General features: G+C 54.8%; 9 protein-coding genes. 7 read left to right on the top strand and 2 right to left on the bottom strand.

Features of this window, described 5'->3' with window-relative positions; genetic code table 11:
* Window positions 1-15 precede the first annotated feature (15 nt).
* The gene (locus KM934_RS09375; protein WP_215760359.1) at window positions 16-1,260 is read right to left on the bottom strand and encodes an N-acetylmuramoyl-L-alanine amidase family protein; all 1,245 of its coding nucleotides are present in this window, start codon (window positions 1,258-1,260) and stop codon (window positions 16-18) included.
* Between the two features lie 663 nt (window positions 1,261-1,923).
* Here KM934_RS09375 and nagB point away from each other — a divergent pair.
* The 6 genes from nagB to KM934_RS09345 all read left to right on the top strand — a co-directional run bounded on the left by nagB (window position 1,924) and on the right by KM934_RS09345 (window position 15,321).
* Window positions 1,924-2,715 carry a glucosamine-6-phosphate deaminase gene (gene nagB, locus KM934_RS09370; RefSeq protein ID WP_215760358.1) on the top strand — a complete coding sequence of 264 codons (792 nt, stop codon included), beginning with the start codon at window positions 1,924-1,926 and terminating at the stop codon, window positions 2,713-2,715.
* 40 nt (window positions 2,716-2,755) lie between these two features.
* Window positions 2,756-4,756 carry a glycoside hydrolase family 97 protein gene (locus KM934_RS09365; RefSeq protein ID WP_215760357.1) on the top strand — a complete coding sequence of 667 codons (2,001 nt, stop codon included), beginning with the start codon at window positions 2,756-2,758 and terminating at the stop codon, window positions 4,754-4,756.
* Window positions 4,757-4,872: 116 nt separating this feature from the next.
* Window positions 4,873-7,596: a 3'-5' exonuclease gene (locus tag KM934_RS09360; RefSeq protein ID WP_215760356.1), complete on the top strand. Its 2,724-nt coding sequence runs from the start codon at window positions 4,873-4,875 to the stop codon at window positions 7,594-7,596.
* Window positions 7,597-7,753: 157 nt separating this feature from the next.
* Window positions 7,754-13,300 (top strand): alpha-2-macroglobulin family protein, encoded by a 5,547-nt coding sequence (locus KM934_RS09355; RefSeq protein ID WP_215760355.1) that lies wholly within the window; start codon window positions 7,754-7,756, stop codon window positions 13,298-13,300.
* An 11-nt stretch (window positions 13,301-13,311) separates the two neighbouring features.
* The gene (locus KM934_RS09350) at window positions 13,312-14,379 is read left to right on the top strand and encodes a DUF1573 domain-containing protein (protein WP_215760354.1); all 1,068 of its coding nucleotides are present in this window, start codon (window positions 13,312-13,314) and stop codon (window positions 14,377-14,379) included.
* Window positions 14,380-14,403: 24 nt separating this feature from the next.
* Window positions 14,404-15,321, top strand: a complete 918-nt coding sequence (locus KM934_RS09345) for a 4-hydroxy-3-methylbut-2-enyl diphosphate reductase (protein WP_215760353.1) — start codon at window positions 14,404-14,406, stop codon at window positions 15,319-15,321.
* A 72-nt stretch (window positions 15,322-15,393) separates the two neighbouring features.
* Here the strand turns inward: KM934_RS09345 and KM934_RS09340 are convergent, their stop codons facing one another.
* Window positions 15,394-15,687: a hypothetical protein gene (locus tag KM934_RS09340; RefSeq protein ID WP_215760352.1), complete on the bottom strand. Its 294-nt coding sequence runs from the start codon at window positions 15,685-15,687 to the stop codon at window positions 15,394-15,396.
* A 232-nt stretch (window positions 15,688-15,919) separates the two neighbouring features.
* Between KM934_RS09340 and clpB the strand changes: the two genes are divergently transcribed.
* Entirely contained in the window at window positions 15,920-18,508 is a 2,589-nt protein-coding gene (clpB, locus tag KM934_RS09335) for an ATP-dependent chaperone ClpB (RefSeq protein WP_215760351.1), read from the top strand.
* Window positions 18,509-18,706: the final 198 nt, after the last annotated feature.

The following is an 18,706-nucleotide window of genomic DNA, read 5'->3' as shown; positions in this document are numbered from 1 at the left end:
TTAAATGGGGGCAGGTTATCTGCCTGCCTGTCTGTTTTTCTTAAATTCGCGAATGCCCTCGTTCACATTCATTTTCTTGCCGTTCTTAAAGGCGATGATGAACGCTTCGGGGAACTTATCCAGTATCTGCTTTCGCAGACGGTAGATCTCGTTGTAGTCGTTGCTTGCTCCGTAGGTGTACTTCTTGTAGTTGCCTTCCTCGTAGAAGTCGCAACCCGTAAGGCCCTTGAACTGACGGTCGCCGGCCTTGAGCACCCCGTTGCTCACGAGAATCTGAATCTTGAACACCGGCCGATCCTCGTTTGCCGCCTTGGGGGGAGCTGCAGGCGCTTCCTTGCGTGTGGTTGCCGCCTTCTGTCGAGGTGCCGCCTGCTCCTTCTTCTCTGCGGGCTTTGCCTCGGGCTCGGGCGCCCTGATGGGCTCAGCGGGTGGTGTTCGACGGCCCTCGGCCCCTACGCGATAGGGCACATCGATCGAGTTGTCGTATTTCTCCTTGTATCGGATGAATGCGTTATAGAATCCCATGGGATACTTGGTGTGTCCATCCTCCGTGTTCATGTAGTTCTCCTCGTCGGGTGTCGATATGAACCCCAGTTCCAACAGGATGGCCGGCATCTTTGTCAGTCGGAGCACCGCCAGGTTGTTTTGGTGCGAACCGCCGTTCTGTCGCCCCGTGGCCTTGCACACCTCCTGCTGCATGAGTCGTGAGAGATACACGCTTCGCTCACGGTTTTGGTCGGCGATGATCTCGCCCATGATGTCGAGCTCGGGTGCGTTGCCGTTGAGGTTGGCATACACCGTCTTGTAATTGCTCTCCAGGAAGATCACCGAGTTCTCGCGCTTGGCTACGTCGGCGTTCATTTTCAGGCCCTTGTCGCCCGTTGTCTCGCCACGTCCGAGCGTGTAGCTTTGGAATCCACGTGCCGTGTGTATGCCGTCAAGGGCGTTGATGTGGATAGATATAAAGAGGTCGGCGTTGTTGCGATTAGCTATCTCGGCCCTCTCGTGCAGGGTGAGGTATGTGTCGGTGGTGCGGGTGTAGATGACCTCCACGTCGGGGCATTTGGCTTCCACGAGTCGTCCAAAGGCCAGCGCATACTTCAGCGTAAGGTTCTTCTCCTCCGAGATGGCGCCAGGAGCTCCATGGTCTTTGCCGCCATGGCCAGCGTCGATGACGAGTGTGAACCGCTTGTTGGCCGCCTGAAGCGTCAGGGCCAACAGCAGAAACAGGAAAAAGGAGATAAGCCTACGTTTCTTCATATCTAAGCACAATATTTTGCAAAAATAAGCATTTTGCAGGAGAAAACCTATTTAGCACGCCGCGTTTTATCATTTATTAAGTAATGTGCGCATGCAAAAATGGCTGCATAACGGTGCTTATGGAGCTGTAAATGTCAATCATTATTTATCCAATCTATATACTTGGCAGGTGGGTGAAATAGAAGCGGAAAACGCGAAAAAGCGCTTTGGAATTGGCGTTTCTGCCCTTTGCCGACGGCTCGTGTGAGAGCAGCTGTTGCGAAAGATGCCTAACCGAACTGCCTTTTGGCATGTTTCGTGCCTCGTTTAGGCATGTATTGAGCTGCGTTTAGGCATGTTTCGCGCCTCGTTTAGGCATGTTTTGTGGTGCGGAAAGTGGGATGTGGAGAGATTGGAAAAGACTTGCGTGGATAACTCGTTGGATGTTAGGTTGTTACGAAAAACGTCTGAGAATCGCGTATTTGCGGCCAAACATCCGCTCGCTGATTTTAACGGCCTTCTCGTGAGCGCATTTGTTGTGATTATTGGTAAAAGAAGGAGACTTGCCTCATGAGGTGGCTGCAAGAAGAAGGGTGGCATTTTTCTTCCGAATAGTGAGGCTTTTCCAAAGAAAATTACTACTTTTGCATATTGCAATCAATCTTAATTTAAACCAATCAGATTATGAGACTAATTATTGAACAGGATTACGCCCGCCTCTCACAGTGGGCAGCCAACCATGTAGTGGAGCGTATCAACCAGTTTCAACCCACAGCCGAGCGTCCTTTCGTGCTCGGTTTGCCCACAGGCAGCTCGCCCGAGGGCATGTACGCCGCTTTGGTGAAAGCCAATAAGGAGGGTCGCGTTAGCTTCCGCAACGTCATCACCTTCAACATGGATGAGTATGTAGGTCTGCCCGAGAGCCACCCCGAGAGCTACCATAGCTTCATGGCTCGCAACCTCTTCGACCATATCGACATTCCCCGTGAGAACGTGAACATCCTCAACGGCAACGCCGAGGATTTGGAGGCCGAGTGCGCTCGTTATGAGGAGAAGATCAAGGCAGTGGGCGGCATCCACCTCTTCATAGGTGGCATCGGCCCCGACGGTCACATCGCCTTCAATGAGCCTTTCTCAAGCCTCACCAGCCGCACCCGCGTGAAGACGCTGACCACCGACACCATCATCGCCAACTCTCGTTTCTTCGACAACGATGTCAACAAGGTGCCTAAGCACGCCCTGACCGTTGGTGTGGGTACCGTTATGGCGGCCCAAGAGGTGATGATCCTGTGCAATGGACACCATAAGTCGCGCGCCCTGCAGGCAGCTGTCGAGGGCCCCGTCACACAGGCTTGGACCATCTCGGCCCTGCAGCAGCACGCCCATAGCGTTATCGTGGCCGACGAGGCCGCTACCGAGGAGCTGAAGGTGGGCACCTACCGCTACTTCAAGGATATCGAGAAGGACAACCTGTAAGCACTTGTTTGCTTTTTAACCAACACATCACATATTTATAATGAAAAGAACCTTGATGCTTTCAGCGTTGGCCCTGCTCGCCGCGTTGCCTATGGCAGCCAAAGAGAGCAAGGTTAGCTCGCCTGATGGCAAGCTCGTTGTGACCGTCAACGACGACGGCGGTCGCGCCAACTACACCGTGACCTATGCTGGCCAGACCATCCTGCGCACCTCGCGCCTCGGCCTGCGCACCAACATGGGCGATTTCACGAAGGGTCTGACGCTGACCGACGCCAAGCAAGCTCAGGTGGACAAACGTTACACCATGTCGCGCACCAAGGCATCGGAGGCCCATTATGTGGCCAACCAAGCCGTGCTGACGTTCGCCAACGAAAAGAAGTTGCAGATGGTGATTACGCTCAACGTGTCGGACAACGATGTGGCTTATCGCTACACCCTGCCGCGCCCAAAGAGCAACAACCCCAAGCAAGCCATGGTCTACGAGGAAGTGTCATCGTTCAATTTCCCTGAGTCGACCACCACGTTCATCTCCCCGCAGATACAGCCCATGACGGGTTGGGAAACCACCAAACCCAGTTACGAGGAGGTGTTTACGTCCGACGCACCCATGACCCAACCGTCGCAGTATGGCGTGGGTTACACGTTCCCCTGCCTCTTCCACATTGGTGGCGCCGCCAAAAGGCAGGCGTTGGCCGAAGGCGAGGCATGGGCGTTGGTGTCGGAGACCGGTGTGACAGGCGACTATTGTGGCTCGCGCCTCTCCGAGTACAAGGCTGGCGAGGGCTATACCATCGCCTATCCGCAGGAGGGTGAGAACAACGGATGGGGCGCAGCCTACCCTGGCATCAGCCTGCCCGGCTCAACGCCATGGCGCACCATCACCGTCGGACAGACGTTGAAGCCCATCGTTGAGACCACCATCCCCTACGACGTGGTTGATCCGCTCTATGAGCCCACCACCGACTACAAGGCCGGTCGCTACACCTGGAGCTGGCTCATCTGGCAAGATGGCAGCATCAACTACGACGATCAGGTGCAGTTTATCGACCTGGCGGCCAAGATGGGGTACGAATATGTGCTTGTCGACAACTGGTGGGACACCAACATCGGCTACGAGCGCATGGAGAAGCTCAGTCGTTACGCCCAAGGCAAGGGAGTGAGCCTCATGCTGTGGTTCAACTCCAACGGCTTTGAGAACAACGCCCCGCAGGGCCCGCTCAACATCATGAACCGTCCTATCGCCCGCAAGAAAGCCATGGCGTGGATGCAGAAGATTGGTGTGAAGGGCATCAAGGTCGATTTCTTCGCTGGCGACAAGCAGCACACCATGCAGCTCTATGAGGACATCCTCAGCGACGCCAACGACTACGGCCTGCAGGTAATCTTCCACGGTTGCACATTGCCGCGCGGCTGGGAGCGACTCTATCCCAACTACGTGGGCTCTGAGGCCGCTCTGGCTTCCGAGAATGTGTTCTTCACCGAGGAGGCCGCTCGTCGCGAGGGCTACGACATGGCCATGCATCCCTTCGGACGCAATGCCGTGGGCAGCTTCGACTGGGGTGGCGTTATCATGAACCGCATGCTCAGCAAGGACAACAAGAGTCGCCACCAACGCTTCACGTCCGACATCTTCGAGATGGCCACCGCCATCACCAACCAGTGCTCGGTCAACTGCGTGGAGGTTACCCCCAACGTGGTCGACGAGTTGCCCGAGTTGGAGAAGGCGTTCCTCAAGGAGCTTCCCACCACATGGGAGGAGACACGTTTTGTCGACGGTTATCCTACGAAGTACGCCGTTGTGGCACGCCGCCATGCCGACAAATGGCTGGTGGGCGGCATCAACGGAACCGGCAATCCGATGACGCTGACCCTCAACCTGCCCATGCTGGCAGGCCAGACGGTCGACTACTATGTGGACGCCAAACTGAAGAAAGGCCAGCGTTGGCCCGACCCCGAGTTGCGCACACTTAAGGTGGGCAAGGACGGAAAGGCCAAGGTGACGCTGCAAGCCAAGGGTGGAATCATCCTGAAGCAGAAGTAAGCAGCCGTCTTCATACGAGCAGGCGGACAGCCATGGTGTTGCCATGATTGTCCGCCTGCCTTCTTTTTATAAACAGCCCATGCGATGATGGGCCCCATTCAGTAAACCCCAAGCACATGAACCACACTACGCAACACACCTGGCAACCCGACGAGAGCCAACAGAAGGTCATCGAAATGGTGGGAGGACGGCACCTCGTTTTGGCCCCTCCGGGATGTGGCAAGACCCAGATACTGGCCGAGCGCGTGCGCCACGCCCATGCCCAGGGCATGGACTACGACGCCATGCTCTGCCTCACTTTCACCAACCGAGCCGCCCGCGGCATGCGCGAACGCATACAGCTGAACATCGACGACGTAGGAATCGAGCAGATCTTTGTGGGCAACGTGCACCGCTTCTGCTCCCATTTCCTCTTCGAGAACCGTGTGGTGCCGGCAGAGAGCGCCATCATCGACGAGGACACCGTGGTGAGCATCCTCGCCAATTACTTGCAGGAGGACGAGGGTAAGGTGCAGGCCAATTTCAACCGAAGGCGCGCCTATAGCGAGATTATGTTCTTCTCCCATCTCATGGAGGAGATAAAGATGGGCCTGCCACGCGAGTTGCGGCAACACCCCGACTGCGCCACACCCACCGATGTGCAGGTGATGCGCGCCCTTTGTCGGGCCGTGGGCAAGGAGTTTACGGCCGACCAAATGGTGGACATCTACGAACACAACGATTATTATGTCGACGTGGCGCGCTCGGCGGCCTTCGATGCCAGCCTTCGGCAGGTGGCCGACCGCACCTTGTTCAAGATGAAATACGCCCACGCCTACACGGCTTACAAGCAACAATACAACTTGCTCGACTTCGAGGATTTGCTCATCAAGACCTACGCCACACTTCGCGGCGGCACCCCCTGCAAGCGCTATCCTTGGATCCAGGTCGACGAGGTGCAAGACCTCAACCGCCTGCAGCTCGCCATCATCGACGCGTTGTGGGCGGGAAATGGTGCCGATACCGCCCCCTCGCAGGCCCATACCCTCATGTTCCTGGGCGATGAGCAACAAGCCATCTTCTCGTTCATGGGAGCCAAGTTGGCCACACTTGAGGCCATCAAGCGGCAATGTAAGGGATCGGTTCATCATCTCCATGTCAACCATCGCTCACCCAAGTATCTCGTCGACATGCTCAATCGGTTTGCAGCCGATCAGTTGGCTGCCGACCCCGACCTATTGCCCCGCCCCGACAACGACGATAAGGCCCAGCCGGGCGACATGCAGATACGCGACAGTCGCGACATCGACGACGAGCTGCAGGATGTGGCCCGCTATGTGAAAACGCTGGCGCAGCAGGCGCCCGACCGTGAGACCACAGCTGTTGTGGTCAACTCCAACAAGGACGCCGACCAGTTGAGCGAGACGCTCACCGCCTTGGACGTGAGCCATTTCAAGGTGTCGGGAACCGACATCTTCGCCTTGCCGCAGGTGAAATGGTTGTTGGCCCACCTGAGCGTTTTGTCGAACGAGCTCAACCACATCGCCTGGTCGCAACTCCTAACTGGCCTGCGCGTCTGCGAGAGCGAGGCCTCAGCGCGAGGCTGGCTTCGCAAAATGAGGGATCTCGCCATCAGCCCAGCCGATTTTCTTCGCCCCAACGATGACACCTACCTGCAGGAATTCCTCAGCCTTTATGAGCGAGACGACATCGTGGTGTTCGACACCGAGACCACCGGACTCAACGTCTTTGAGGACGACATCGTGCAGATTGCCGCCGAAAAGATACGGCAGGGCAGGAGCGTGGCCAAGTTCTCCGTGTATATTGAGACCGATCGCACCATTCCCGCCATGCTGGGCGACATTGCCAATCCCATCATCGAGGAGCGCCGACACCATCAGATCCATTCCCATGCCGACGCCCTCCGCATGTTTCTCGACTTCGTGGGCGACGGGCAGGTGGCCCTGATGGGCCACAACGCCGAGTACGATTACCGCATCATGGACTACAATTTGCGCCGTTATCTGCCCGAGGTCGATTGGCAGCGCCGATGCCCGCGGTGCTTCGACACGCTGAAACTCATGCGCCTGTTGCGCCCCGACCTCAAGGCTTATAAGTTGAAACATCTGTTGGCAGAGCTCCATTTGGAGGGCGAGAACTCGCATCTGGCCGACGACGACGTGAACGCCACCGTGTCGCTCGTGGGCTATTGTTATGCGCATGGCAGCGAATGGCTCGATGGCCAGCGCGCCTATCTGGCTTCGCCGAGCGTTCGCCAGCGCGTCGATCGCTTGCGCCGCGCCTACCAATCGTTCTACGATGAGGCTCGCCAAAGGCTCTACGAGCGCCTGCCCGAAGGTGATGAGCCAGCCCTTGTGGGTGAGATGAAGCGCATGGCGGATTTGCTCAAGGAGAAAGGATGGTGGAAGGACGTTCCCAAGATCGACTATGTGTACCGATTCTTGGCGGGCGACATCATCGACCCTGCGAGTGAACCTTCGCTCAAGGAACAGTTGGACCATCACGTCATGGAGCTCAGCACGTTCAAGGAAGCCGACCTTTGCAGTTCGACGGCCATCGACGACCGCGTCTTCGTGTCGACCATCCACAAGGCCAAGGGGTTGGAGTTCAATAATGTGGTGGTGTTCGATGTGGTCGACGGACGCATTCCCAACTTTTACAATCAGGGCAAGCCCGACCTCATGGCCGAGGATGCCCGCAAGCTCTACGTGGCCATGTCGAGAGCCAAAAAGCGATTGGTGGTGTGGTGGAGCCGCATGCGTCCGCAGGCTTATAGCGGTCCCGAACAACGGTTGTCGCGCTTTATGGACGGCGTGAGAGCATTCTTCGACAACGTATGAAACGGCTGGGGGTGCCACCATGGATTGAATGTCAAATATTCATTAAATAGAAAGAATAAGTTGTAAGGAGCCGTAAAATTTTCATAATAATCAACAAGCAATTTGACAAAGTACGCTAAATTCGTTATCTTTGCAAATGTACTATTATAGGGAAGATATGAAAAAGGTAATTGGCATCATCATAGTCATGCTCATGCCGGTCATGGTCATGGCGGAGACATACCCTGTATTGTGGAAGAAAGTGATGGAGGCGCGTTCGAAAGACTTGCCCCGCACCCAGATGGAATGGCTCGACAAAATCATCGACAAGGCCCAAGCGGGCGCCGACTACGGACAGATGCTCAAGGCCCAACTGTGGAAAGCCGCTGCGCAGACACAGATTGCCCCCGACTCGGCTGAGGTGGAGATTGAGCGGATCGAGGAGAATGTCGATGCGGCCAAGGACCCTGCCATGAAGGCGGTGTATGCCACCGTGCTCGGAAAGCTCTATGAGCAGCGAGCCAACGGCAAGGACGAGAGCCAAGCCAAGAGCAAACAGTGGTTTGCGGTGGCCATGGCGCAGCCGGAGATGTTGGCCCAGCACAAGTGTGCTGAGTATGCGCCGGCGGTGGTGTCGGGCGTCGACAGCAAGATCTTCTACGACGACCTGCTGCATGTGGTGGGCATGGAGGCCCGCGCCTTCAAGACGCTTCACGATTATTATGCTGCCAAAGGCAACCGTGCGGCGGCTTGCATCTGCGCCACTCTCGACCTCAAGCAAAACGGGGTTATCGACACGTGGCAGGTGCGTAAGTCGAAAAACCTGCAGGCGGTCGACTCGCTTCTTCATGTTTATGGCGACTTGCGCGAGGCGGGCGAGTTGGCCATCGAGCATTATCAGTTTGTCGCCAACGCTTCGGACGTAACGGTCGACGACCAGGTAAACTACATCAACTACGCCCTGAGCAAGTGGGGCGATTGGCCCAGGATGAACATCTTGCGCAACGCCATGAGCGAATTGCGCCAGCCCTCTTTCAACATCAATATTGGCGATGTTAGTTTCCTGCCCCAACAGGAGCGCCTTGTTCGCATCAATTTCATTCGTAACATCAATACGCTCACGGTAAATATCTATCGTGTGAACGTTGAGGGCGACTGCTCGCTCAATCCCAACGAACCGGCCGACTGGGCGGTGTTGCAGAAGAAACTCGTTCCCGGAGCCGTGCAGACGCTGGTGAAACGCTATGTGGGGCAGCCTGCCTGGAAGGAGAACACCGATTCGCTCATCATCGGGGGACTGCCCGTTGGCATGTATGTCATGGAGGCTACCACCGACAATGGCAACGTGAAGGCGCAGCGTGCCCTGTTGCATGTGAGCGACGTCTATGTCATGTGCCAGGGGCTTCCCGATAATCAGCAGCGGTTTGTGGTGGTCAACGCCACCACCGGTGAGGCCATTGCGGGGGCTCATCTGCGACTGAAGACGCAAACCTATTATGACAACGAGAAGGAGCAAACGGTTTGTCTCACCACCGATAAGAATGGCGAGGCGTATCATAAGTTCAAAAAACGTGCTCCAAACAAGATATACGCTTATACCGACAACGACAAGGCCGGCGTGGAAATCGATGTCCATACCAACTACAGTTTCTACGACAACGACAGTCGTGAGGAGAGCGTTCGCCTATACACCGATCGTGCTGTCTACCGTCCCGGACAGATGGTGCGTGTGGCGGCCATTGCGTATCTCACCGACGGCAAGGCCGTGAAGACGACACCATTGGCCGACAAGCAACTTGAACTGTCGCTCTTCGACGCCAATGGCAAGGAGGTTTCTAAGAAAACGGTGACAACCGACAGCTATGGAACGGCGTCGGCCGATTTCACCCTTCCGCAGGCGGGACTCACGGGTGCGTTCTCTGTGAGGAACAGAGGAATGGGATACGTGAGGTTTAATGTGGAGGAATATAAGCTTCCCACGTATGAGGTGACGTTCGATTCCTACAAGGAAGCCTACCAACCTGGCGACACGGTGCAAATGCGTGGATGGGCCAAGACCTATTCGGGAGTGCCGGTGCAGGACGCGAAGGTAAGCTATAAGGTGTGCCGCGAGCCTGCCTTGTGGTGGTTTAGGCGTTCCGATTGTCCATCCGAGGAGTTGCGGGTCGATACCGTGGTGACGGCCGACGATGGCTCGTTTGTGTTGAAAATGCCGATGGTTTACCCTGAGGATGTAGACCTCAATCATGCTGTTTACTATCATGTTGTGGCCTATGCCAAGGTGACCGATAATGCGGGCGAGACCCATGAGGAGCAAGCCACGTTGGCGTTGAGCAATCGTTCGGCTGTGCTGAAGGTGGATTTGCCCAGCAAAATGTTGCGCGATAGCCTCAAGACGTTTACCGTCACTCGTACCAACCTTGCCCAGGAATCCATCGAGGGCGACGTTAGGTATTGCTTCGATGGGCGCGCTTGGAAGACGGCTGAGGCCAACAAGCCCATTGCCTTGGACGAAAAGCTGGCTTCGGGAAGACATCAGTTGGAGGTGATTTGCGGTCAGGACACCGTGAGGAAGAGTGTTGTGGTCTTTACGTATAGCGATAAGAAGCCTGTTGTTCAGACGCACGACTGGTTCTATCTGTCGGAAATGCAGTTCCCTAACGACGGTTCGCCTGTCTATCTGCAAGTGGGAACGTCCGACAAGAACACGCATGTCTATTACTCAGTCTTCGCCGGAAACAAGACGCTGGCCAAGGGAGTGAGCAAGTTGAGCGATGAGGTCGTTACGCGTAAGCTTTATTATAAGGAGGAGTATGGCGACGGAGTGGTCATCACCATGGCATGGGTGAAGAATGGAAAGATGTATAAGCATGAGGTGAACATCTGCCGGCCTACGCCCGATAACAAGTTGAAGCTGACGTGGAAGACCTTCCGCGACAAGTTGACGCCTGGCCAAAGGGAACAGTGGACGTTGCATATCGACTCGCCTGAGGGCAAGCCTGCCATGGCGCAACTGTTGGCCACGATGTACGACAAGAGCCTCGACGACGTTTCAAAGCTCCATTGGAGGTTTACCATTGATTACGGTGCATCGCTTCCCCATGCGCCTTGGCGCGGCGGATCGCAGTTTGTCGATGGTCTCTATGGCTTCGAAAGATACAATGCGCTCAATGTGCGCAGTCTCGATTTTTCCCATTTCGATGGTGAGATGTTCAACTTTGCCAATCCTTATACCTTTAGCTATAAGCAGTCCATGGTGCTGATGGCGCGCCAGGAAAGTGCCTCGGCCGACCGGATGGCGAAAGGGACGATGCTGAGAGAGGTCCCTGTTTCGAAAAAGAAGGTCAATGCCAATATGCAAGTAACCGATTCGGAGCTCTCGGAACCGATAGCGGGACTTGGTCTCTCGAAGGACGAAGAGGGTAGCGATGAATCTGCTTCCCCGGTGACAAAGGTGCGTGAGAACTTCAATGAGACGGCCTTCTTCTATCCCGCCCTGACCACCGACGGCAATGGAAATGTGAACATCGCCTTTACGTTGCCTGAGAGTGTAACCACTTGGAAGTTCATGGCCCTGGCCCATGATGAGGCTTTCAATTATGGCCAGATTACCGCAGAAGTCGTCGCCAAGAAGGTGGTGATGGTGCAGCCCAATATGCCTCGCTTCGTTCGGCAGGGCGACGAGTCGGTCGTGGTTTGCCGAATCGCTAATACTTCGGAGAAGGATGTGAGGGGAAAAGCTCGTTTGCAAATCGTTGATCCAGAAACCAACAAGATGCTGGAGGAGTGGTCGGCGCCCTTCGAGGTGAAGGCCGGACAAACCACTACGGCTGAGTTTACGGTCGATGGCGACCGCTTGGCCGAGTTGGGACGTGGCGCAACGCTCTTCGTTGTCCGCACTTTGGCCGAGGGACAAGGATTTAGCGATGGTGAGCAGCGGTATCTTCCGTTGCTGCCCAACCAAGAGTTTGTGACCACAACGCTGCCGTTCACACAAGTGGGAGCTGGCGTTAAGACGCTCGATATCAGTAAGATGTTCCCGTCAAACGACAAGCGCAACCGCTTGACCGTGGAGTATACCAACAATCCCGCATGGCTGATGATTCAAGCATTGCCCACGGTGGCCAACCCCACAGAGCGCAATGCCGTGTCGCTTGCGGCAGCGATCTATGCCAATTCGCTGGCCCGCCAACTGATGGTTGCTAATCCTTCCATCGGCCAAACGGTCAAGCTATGGCAGAAGGAGCAAGGAACCGAGACGTCGTTGGTCAGCAATCTGCAAAGGAACAGTGAGCTGAAGACCATGCTTCTCAGTGAGACGCCATGGGTGTCAGATGCCAACCGTGAGACGGAACAGAAGCAACAGCTCATCAATTACTTGGATGAGTCGGCCATAGACTACCGCTTGAAGACTTTCGCCGATAAGTTATCCCAGTTGCAGAACCCCGACGGCAGTTTCAGTTGGTGGCCTAACATGCCCGGAAACAAGTATATGACGATGGAGGTTACTACCATTTTGGCGCGTCTCAATACGCTGACGGGTCAGCAAGAGAACAGCCGATTGCTTTCCGAAGCCTTTAAATACTTGGATAGGCGGATAGCCGACGAGGTGAAAACGATGAAGAAAGAGAGTCAGAAAAAGCATCCGCAGGTGCTCGATCCCTCAGAGTTCGCATGCAATTATTTGTATGCCAGTGCGTTGGCGGGCCGCAAACCGTCGGCCGATATGCGCTATTTGTTGAACCTCCTGGAGAAGAAAACAACCAAGTTGACGATCTATGGCAAGGCTCGTTCGGCCGTTATCCTTGCACAATATGGCTTTTCCACACGAGCCAAGGAATACCTTCAGAGCCTCAATGAGTATGCCGTTTACAAGGAAGAGATGGGGCGCTATTACGACACACACCGCGCTTACTATTCGTGGAGAGACTATCGCATCCCTACGCAGGTGGCTGCCATTGAGGCCATGAAGCGCCTCACGCCTCAGGATACGAAGACTATCGAGGCCATGCAACGCTGGCTGTTGCAAGAAAAACGCACCCAATCATGGGACACGCCGGCCAATGCCGTTGATGCCGTTTATGCGTTCCTCGCTACCCAAGGGGGGAAGGCCGATATGGATAAGCTCGCCACCCAGCAGTTGGCCACGATGAGGGTTGATGGCAAAACGGTGGAACTGCCGCGTGCTACAGCTGGTTTGGGCTATGTGAAGACCATGGTCGACGCCACGTCGCCAACGACCATCGCCATTGAGAAGACGTCTGCTGGCACCTCATGGGGCGCCCTTTATGCCCAGTATTGGCAGAAGGCAAGCGAGGTGGAGGCGCAGTCGTCGGGCTTGAAGGTCAAGCGCGAGGTTATCGTGAATGGCCAAGTGACTAACGATAAGTCGCTGAATTTGCGTGTTGGTGACAAGGTAAAGGTGCGCATCACCATCGTGGCCGACCGCGATTACGACTTTGTGCAAGTGCAAGACAAGCGCGCCGCATGCCTCGAGCCTGCCGTTCAACTGAGCGGTTACCGTTGGGGCTATTACTGTGCGCCCCAAGATAATGTGAATAATTATTACTTTGATCTCATGGCCAAGGGCGAACATGTTGTTGAGACCGACTATTACGTTGATCGACAGGGCAGCTACGCCTCGGGCATTTGCACCGTACAGTGTGCTTATAGTCCTGAGTTTGCAGGCCGTGAGGGCGCTAAATGTTTCACCATAATTCGCTGATTCCAGTCAGAATGAACAAAAAACAAATCATCTCGGCTATCCTCTTGCTTACCGCCATGGGCGCAAACGCTCAGGATATCGCCATCGAAAACAAGAACATTGATTGTGGACAGGTGGTCTTTAAGCATCCCGTGACCGCCGAATACGTTATGAAGAACAATGGCGCGTCGCCGCTTACCATCAGTGATGTGCGCACCAGTTGTGGTTGCACCACGGTGAGCTATCCCAAGGAGGCGATAGCTCCCGGACAATCATTTACCGTCAGTGCGGTCTACGATGCCAAGACCATGGGCCATTTCAACAAGCGTATTGGTATTTATAGCAACGCTTCCAGTGGTCCGTTGATGCTCTCCATCAAGGGTGTAGTGGTAGAGGAGAAAGATCAACCCGACTTGAATTATCCATATTTGTTGGGCGACCTTCATGTGGATAGGACCGATCTTGAGTTTGATGATGTGAACCGCGGAGACGAACCTGTACAGGTTATCAACATCAAGAACACCACCGACCAGGTGGTTGAGCCCGTGCTCATGCATTTGCCCAATTACCTCAGGGCTGAGGTTCGTCCCTCGAAGATAGCTCCAGGCCGTACGGGCAAGGCGTTGGTGCAGTTGGATTCGCGTGTCTTGCGCGACCTGGGCTTGACGCAAACGTCCGTGTATCTCGGTATGTTCATGGGTGACAAGGTGGCACCCGACAAGGAAATCACCGTGTCGGCCGTGCTCCTTCCCGACTTCGACAACATGACCTCGTTGCAGAAGGCGCGTGCTCCTAAGTTGCGCTTGTCGTCGGGTAGTGTTGAGTTGGGTGGCTTTTCGGGTAAAAAATCGAAAAAGGGCAAGGTGACCCTCATCAACGAAGGCAAGACGCCCCTTGAGATTCGCTCCTTGCAGATGTTCACCGCTGGCTTGCAGGTGTCGTTGGGCAATAAGACGATCGCTCCGGGTCAGAAGGTCGACCTGAAGGTGACGGCCATTGCCAGCATACTGGATAAGGTGAAGGGCAAGCCCCGCGTGCTGCTGATCACCAACGATCCTGAGAACACGAAGGTTATCATCAATGTCAACGTTACTAAGTAACCCCCAAACGGAAAGCGCATGACGATGGATACAAACCACGTAGAAGGCACGGCAGGCCGCAACGAACATGGTGCGGTCGAGTGCCCTGTGATAGAAATAGACAATGGCAGCGGCTTCTGCTTTGGCGTAACGACAGCCATACGCAAGGCCGAGGAGGAGCTGGCGATGGGCAAGACCCTCTATTGCTTAGGCGATATTGTGCACAATAGCATGGAGGTGGCGCGCCTTCATGCCCATGGCCTTGTCACCATCGACCATGGCCAACTGGCCCAGTTGCAAGGCGTAAAGGTGCTGCTGCGAGCCCATGGCGAACCGCCAGAGACCTACGAAACCGCCCGAAAGAACCACATAGAGATCATCGACGCCACATGTCCCGTGGTGCTGGCCCTGCAACGACGCATCAAACAACAGTTTGACAGCAACCCCCATGCGCAGATTGTGATCTTTGGAAAGAACGGTCATGCCGAGGTGTTAGGCTTGGTGGGGCAGACCCATTCGGAAGCTATCGTGGTGGAATGTGTGGATGATGTGAAGCGCCTCGATTTTGAACGCGACATCTATCTTTACTCGCAGACCACCAAGAGCCTCGACGAGTTTCATCGCATCATCGACTATATACAGCAGCATATCTCGCCTTCGGCTACCTTCCGAAGCTTCGACACCATCTGCCGACAGGTGGCCAACCGCATGCCCAACATAGCCGATTTTGCCTCTCGCCACGACCTCATTCTGTTTGTCAGTGGCCGAAAGAGCAGCAACGGAAAGGTGCTTTTCAACGAATGCAAGAGTGTTAATGCCAATAGTCACCAGATAGAGCGTGCCGAGGAGATCGACATGGAGTGGGTGCGAGGCGTAAAGACCATTGGCGTTTGTGGTGCCACGAGCACCCCCAAGTGGCTGATGGAAGAATGCAGAGACCACATCCTCGACCGTCTGAAATAACGACGGTTTTGGGATGTGGCCCCTATTGATTGCTAATGGCTATCTTATCGTTGTGCAGTAGGATAGCCATTATCATTTTCCTACTAACGACACCATCTGTCCGTCTTGATGTACCAGACCTTTCTTGCGAGCCAGACCCGACAGGAAGAGTGACTCCTTGGGCGAGCAGTGGAAGTGCACACGCAATGCTTTCAGAAAGTCTTTGCGTAGCATCTGTCCGTCCTGTTTGCCGCTAAGTATTTCCTGCACGGCTGCTCCCAGGTGTTCGATGTGGAAACGACGGTGCTTGTTGTGTACGTACTCGAAGATAACGACAGCTGCGCAAATGGCTACTGCAAGGAGAATGAATAATGAGTAGTTGCTCATAATGAAAGGCTTTTAGTTGTTTTCGTGACAAAGATATATAAAATACATGATATATGCAAATAATTGTTCTTAAAAACTGTTATTTGATTTATATTTGTTTGTTTTGTTATTTTGTGCCAATTTGGCATTCGTTGTGACGATTTGTCGTCTTGCTGGGTTTGGAATGGCTTTTGAGGGAGTAGGTGCAGAACATTGAAAGGAATAAAAACAAGAAAGAAAGGAAGGTAATAATATGACATTCGACAAGTTTACAATCAAAGCGCAAGAAGTGGTGCAAGAGGCCGTCAACACCGCCCAGCAAGGCCGACAGCAAGCTGTTGAGCCCACCCACTTGTTGCAAGGAGTGTTGCAAAAAGGTCGCGACGTTTCCAATTTCATCTTTCAGAAGTTGGGCGTCAATGCCATGCAGGTTGAAAAACTGGTGCAACAGGAACTCCAACATTTGCCCCATGTGGAAGGCGGACAGCCTTATTTCTCCAACGATACCAATAAGGTGTTGCAGCGTGCCGAGGACGACGCGCGCAAGTTGGGCGATGAGTTTGTTTCCGTAGAGCCCATTCTTGTGGCCCTCGTGCAGGTCGAGTCCACCGCCAGTCGCATCCTTAAGGACGCTGGTTGCAACGAGCCCGACATGCTGGCCGCCATCAAGGAACTTCGCCAAGGGCAGAACGTGCAGAGCGCCAGTGGCGACGAGAACTACCAAGCCCTCAGCAAATATGCCACCGACCTTATTGGTGCAGCCCGCCAAGGCAAGCTCGACCCGGTAATTGGCCGCGACGATGAGATTCGCCGTGTGCTGCAAATCCTCTCTCGTCGTACCAAGAACAACCCAATTCTCATTGGTGAGCCGGGTACGGGTAAGACCGCCATTGTGGAAGGTTTGGCTGAGCGCATTGTGCGAGGCGACGTGCCCGAGAACCTGAAGAACAAACAACTCTACTCTCTCGACATGGGCGCCCTTGTTGCAGGAGCCAAGTATAAGGGCGAGTTTGAGGAGCGTTTGAAGAGCGTCATTAAAGAGGTGACCCATGCCAACGGCAACATCATTCTCTTCATCGATGAGATCCACACCCTTGTGGGAGCTGGTGGAGGCGAAGGAGCCATGGATGCCGCCAACATCTTGAAGCCAGCCCTTGCTCGTGGTGAGTTGCGTGCCATTGGTGCCACGACCCTCAACGAGTATCAGAAATACTTCGAGAAGGACAAGGCCCTGGAGCGTAGGTTCCAGACGGTGATGGTGAACGAGCCCGATGAGGTCGACGCCATTTCCATCCTCCGTGGTCTGAAGGAGCGCTACGAGAACCACCACAAGGTGCGTATTCAGGACGATGCCTGTATCGCCGCCGTGAAACTCTCTGAGCGTTACATCTCCGACCGTTTCTTGCCCGACAAGGCCATTGACCTGATGGATGAGGCTGCCGCCAAGCTTCGCATGGAGCGCGACTCTGTGCCCGAGGAGCTCGACGAGATCACCCGTCACCTCAAGCAGCTCGAGATTGAGCGTGAGGCCATCAAGCGCGAGAACGACGAGGACAAGATCAAGCAACTCGATAAGGAGATTGCCGACCTGAAGGACAAGGAACACCAGTTCCGCGCCAAATGGGAGGCAGAGAAAGGCTTGGTCAACAAGATTCAGCAGGACAAGCAGCAGATGGAGAACCTGAAGTTTGAAGCCGACAAGGCCGAGCGCGAAGGCGACTATGGCCGTGTGGCAGAGATACGCTATGGCAAGCTCAAGCAGCTCCAAAACGACATCGACAACATCCAACAGCAGTTGAAAGCCGCCCAGGGTGCTGAGACGATGGTGCGCGAGGAGGTCACCGCCGACGATATAGCTGAGGTGGTGAGCCGTTGGACGGGCATCCCCGTAACGCGGATGATGCAGAGCGAGCGTGAGAAGCTGCTCCATCTGGAGGCCGAGCTCCACAAGCGAGTCATTGGTCAGGATGAGGCCATACAGGCTGTCAGCGACGCCGTTCGCCGCAGTCGTGCTGGTCTGCAAGACCCGAAGAAGCCTATCGCCTCGTTCATCTTCCTCGGTACGACGGGTACTGGTAAGACCGAGTTGGCCAAGGCTTTGGCCGAGTATCTGTTCAACGACGAGAACATGATGACCCGTATCGACATGAGCGAGTACCAAGAGAAGTTCAGTGTGTCAAGGCTCATCGGTGCGCCTCCGGGATACGTTGGTTACGACGAGGGTGGCCAGCTCACCGAGGCTGTGCGGCGCAAGCCTTACAGCGTGGTGCTTTTCGATGAGATCGAGAAGGCTCATCCCGATGTGTTCAACATCCTCTTGCAGGTGCTCGACGATGGTCGCCTTACCGACAACAAGGGTCGCACGGTGAACTTTAAAAACACCATCATCATCATGACCTCGAACCTTGGCAGCCAATACATTCAGGAGCGTTTTGCCGCCCTCAACGACAGCAACCACGACCAGGTGGTCAATGAGACGCGTCAGCATGTGATGGAGATGTTGAAGAAGACCATCCGTCCGGAGTTTCTCAACCGTATCGACGACATCATCATGTTCCTGCCGCTCACCAAGGAGCAGATAGCCAGTGTGGTGACGTTGCAGATGAACCGCGTGAAGGCAATGCTCGTACCGCAGGGCTTCGACCTCAGGTGGACTCCCGCTGCCATCAGTTGGCTGGCCAACGTGGGCTACGATCCCGAGTTTGGCGCTCGTCCCGTGAAGCGTGCCATCCAGGACAACGTGCTCAACGAGTTGAGTAAGCGAATCCTGGCCGAGCAAGTGGTTCGTGAGAAACCTATCACGGTCGATGCAGCCAATGGGCAACTCACCTTTAGCAACTAATTCTGTTAGGGTGGGAGGTAACACTCCCGTCATGTAATAATTATCGACGCCCGATGTGCATAACGCATGTCGGGCGTTCTTTTTTTGTTGCAATTCGTAACAAAAAGGCGAAACTTCCACGCCATTCGTTGGTTTTTCACTAACTTTGCATAAGATAGGCTGCACTCGGCCATCCGAGAACAAGTTCTCATGGCTCTC

The organism is Hallella faecis (assembly GCF_018789675.1).
GTDB classification, from domain to species: domain Bacteria; phylum Bacteroidota; class Bacteroidia; order Bacteroidales; family Bacteroidaceae; genus Prevotella; species Prevotella faecis.
The sequence above is the reverse complement of the archived record's forward strand: the minus strand, read 5'-3'. Positions and strand labels throughout refer to the sequence as shown.

Excerpts from the sequence above, each read along its gene's own strand:
- nagB (WP_215760358.1), top strand. The coding sequence starts at position 1,924 with ATGAGACTAATTATTGAACAGGATTACGCCCGCCTCTCACAGTGGGCA.
- KM934_RS09365 (WP_215760357.1), top strand. The coding sequence starts at position 2,756 with ATGAAAAGAACCTTGATGCTTTCAGCGTTGGCCCTGCTCGCCGCGTTG.
- clpB (WP_215760351.1), top strand. The coding sequence starts at position 15,920 with ATGACATTCGACAAGTTTACAATCAAAGCGCAAGAAGTGGTGCAAGAG.
- KM934_RS09355 (WP_215760355.1), top strand. The coding sequence starts at position 7,754 with ATGAAAAAGGTAATTGGCATCATCATAGTCATGCTCATGCCGGTCATG.
- KM934_RS09345 (WP_215760353.1), top strand. The coding sequence starts at position 14,404 with ATGGATACAAACCACGTAGAAGGCACGGCAGGCCGCAACGAACATGGT.
- KM934_RS09350 (WP_215760354.1), top strand. The coding sequence starts at position 13,312 with ATGAACAAAAAACAAATCATCTCGGCTATCCTCTTGCTTACCGCCATG.
- KM934_RS09375 (WP_215760359.1), bottom strand. The coding sequence starts at position 1,260 with ATGAAGAAACGTAGGCTTATCTCCTTTTTCCTGTTTCTGCTGTTGGCC.
- KM934_RS09360 (WP_215760356.1), top strand. The coding sequence starts at position 4,873 with ATGAACCACACTACGCAACACACCTGGCAACCCGACGAGAGCCAACAG.
- KM934_RS09340 (WP_215760352.1), bottom strand. The coding sequence starts at position 15,687 with ATGAGCAACTACTCATTATTCATTCTCCTTGCAGTAGCCATTTGCGCA.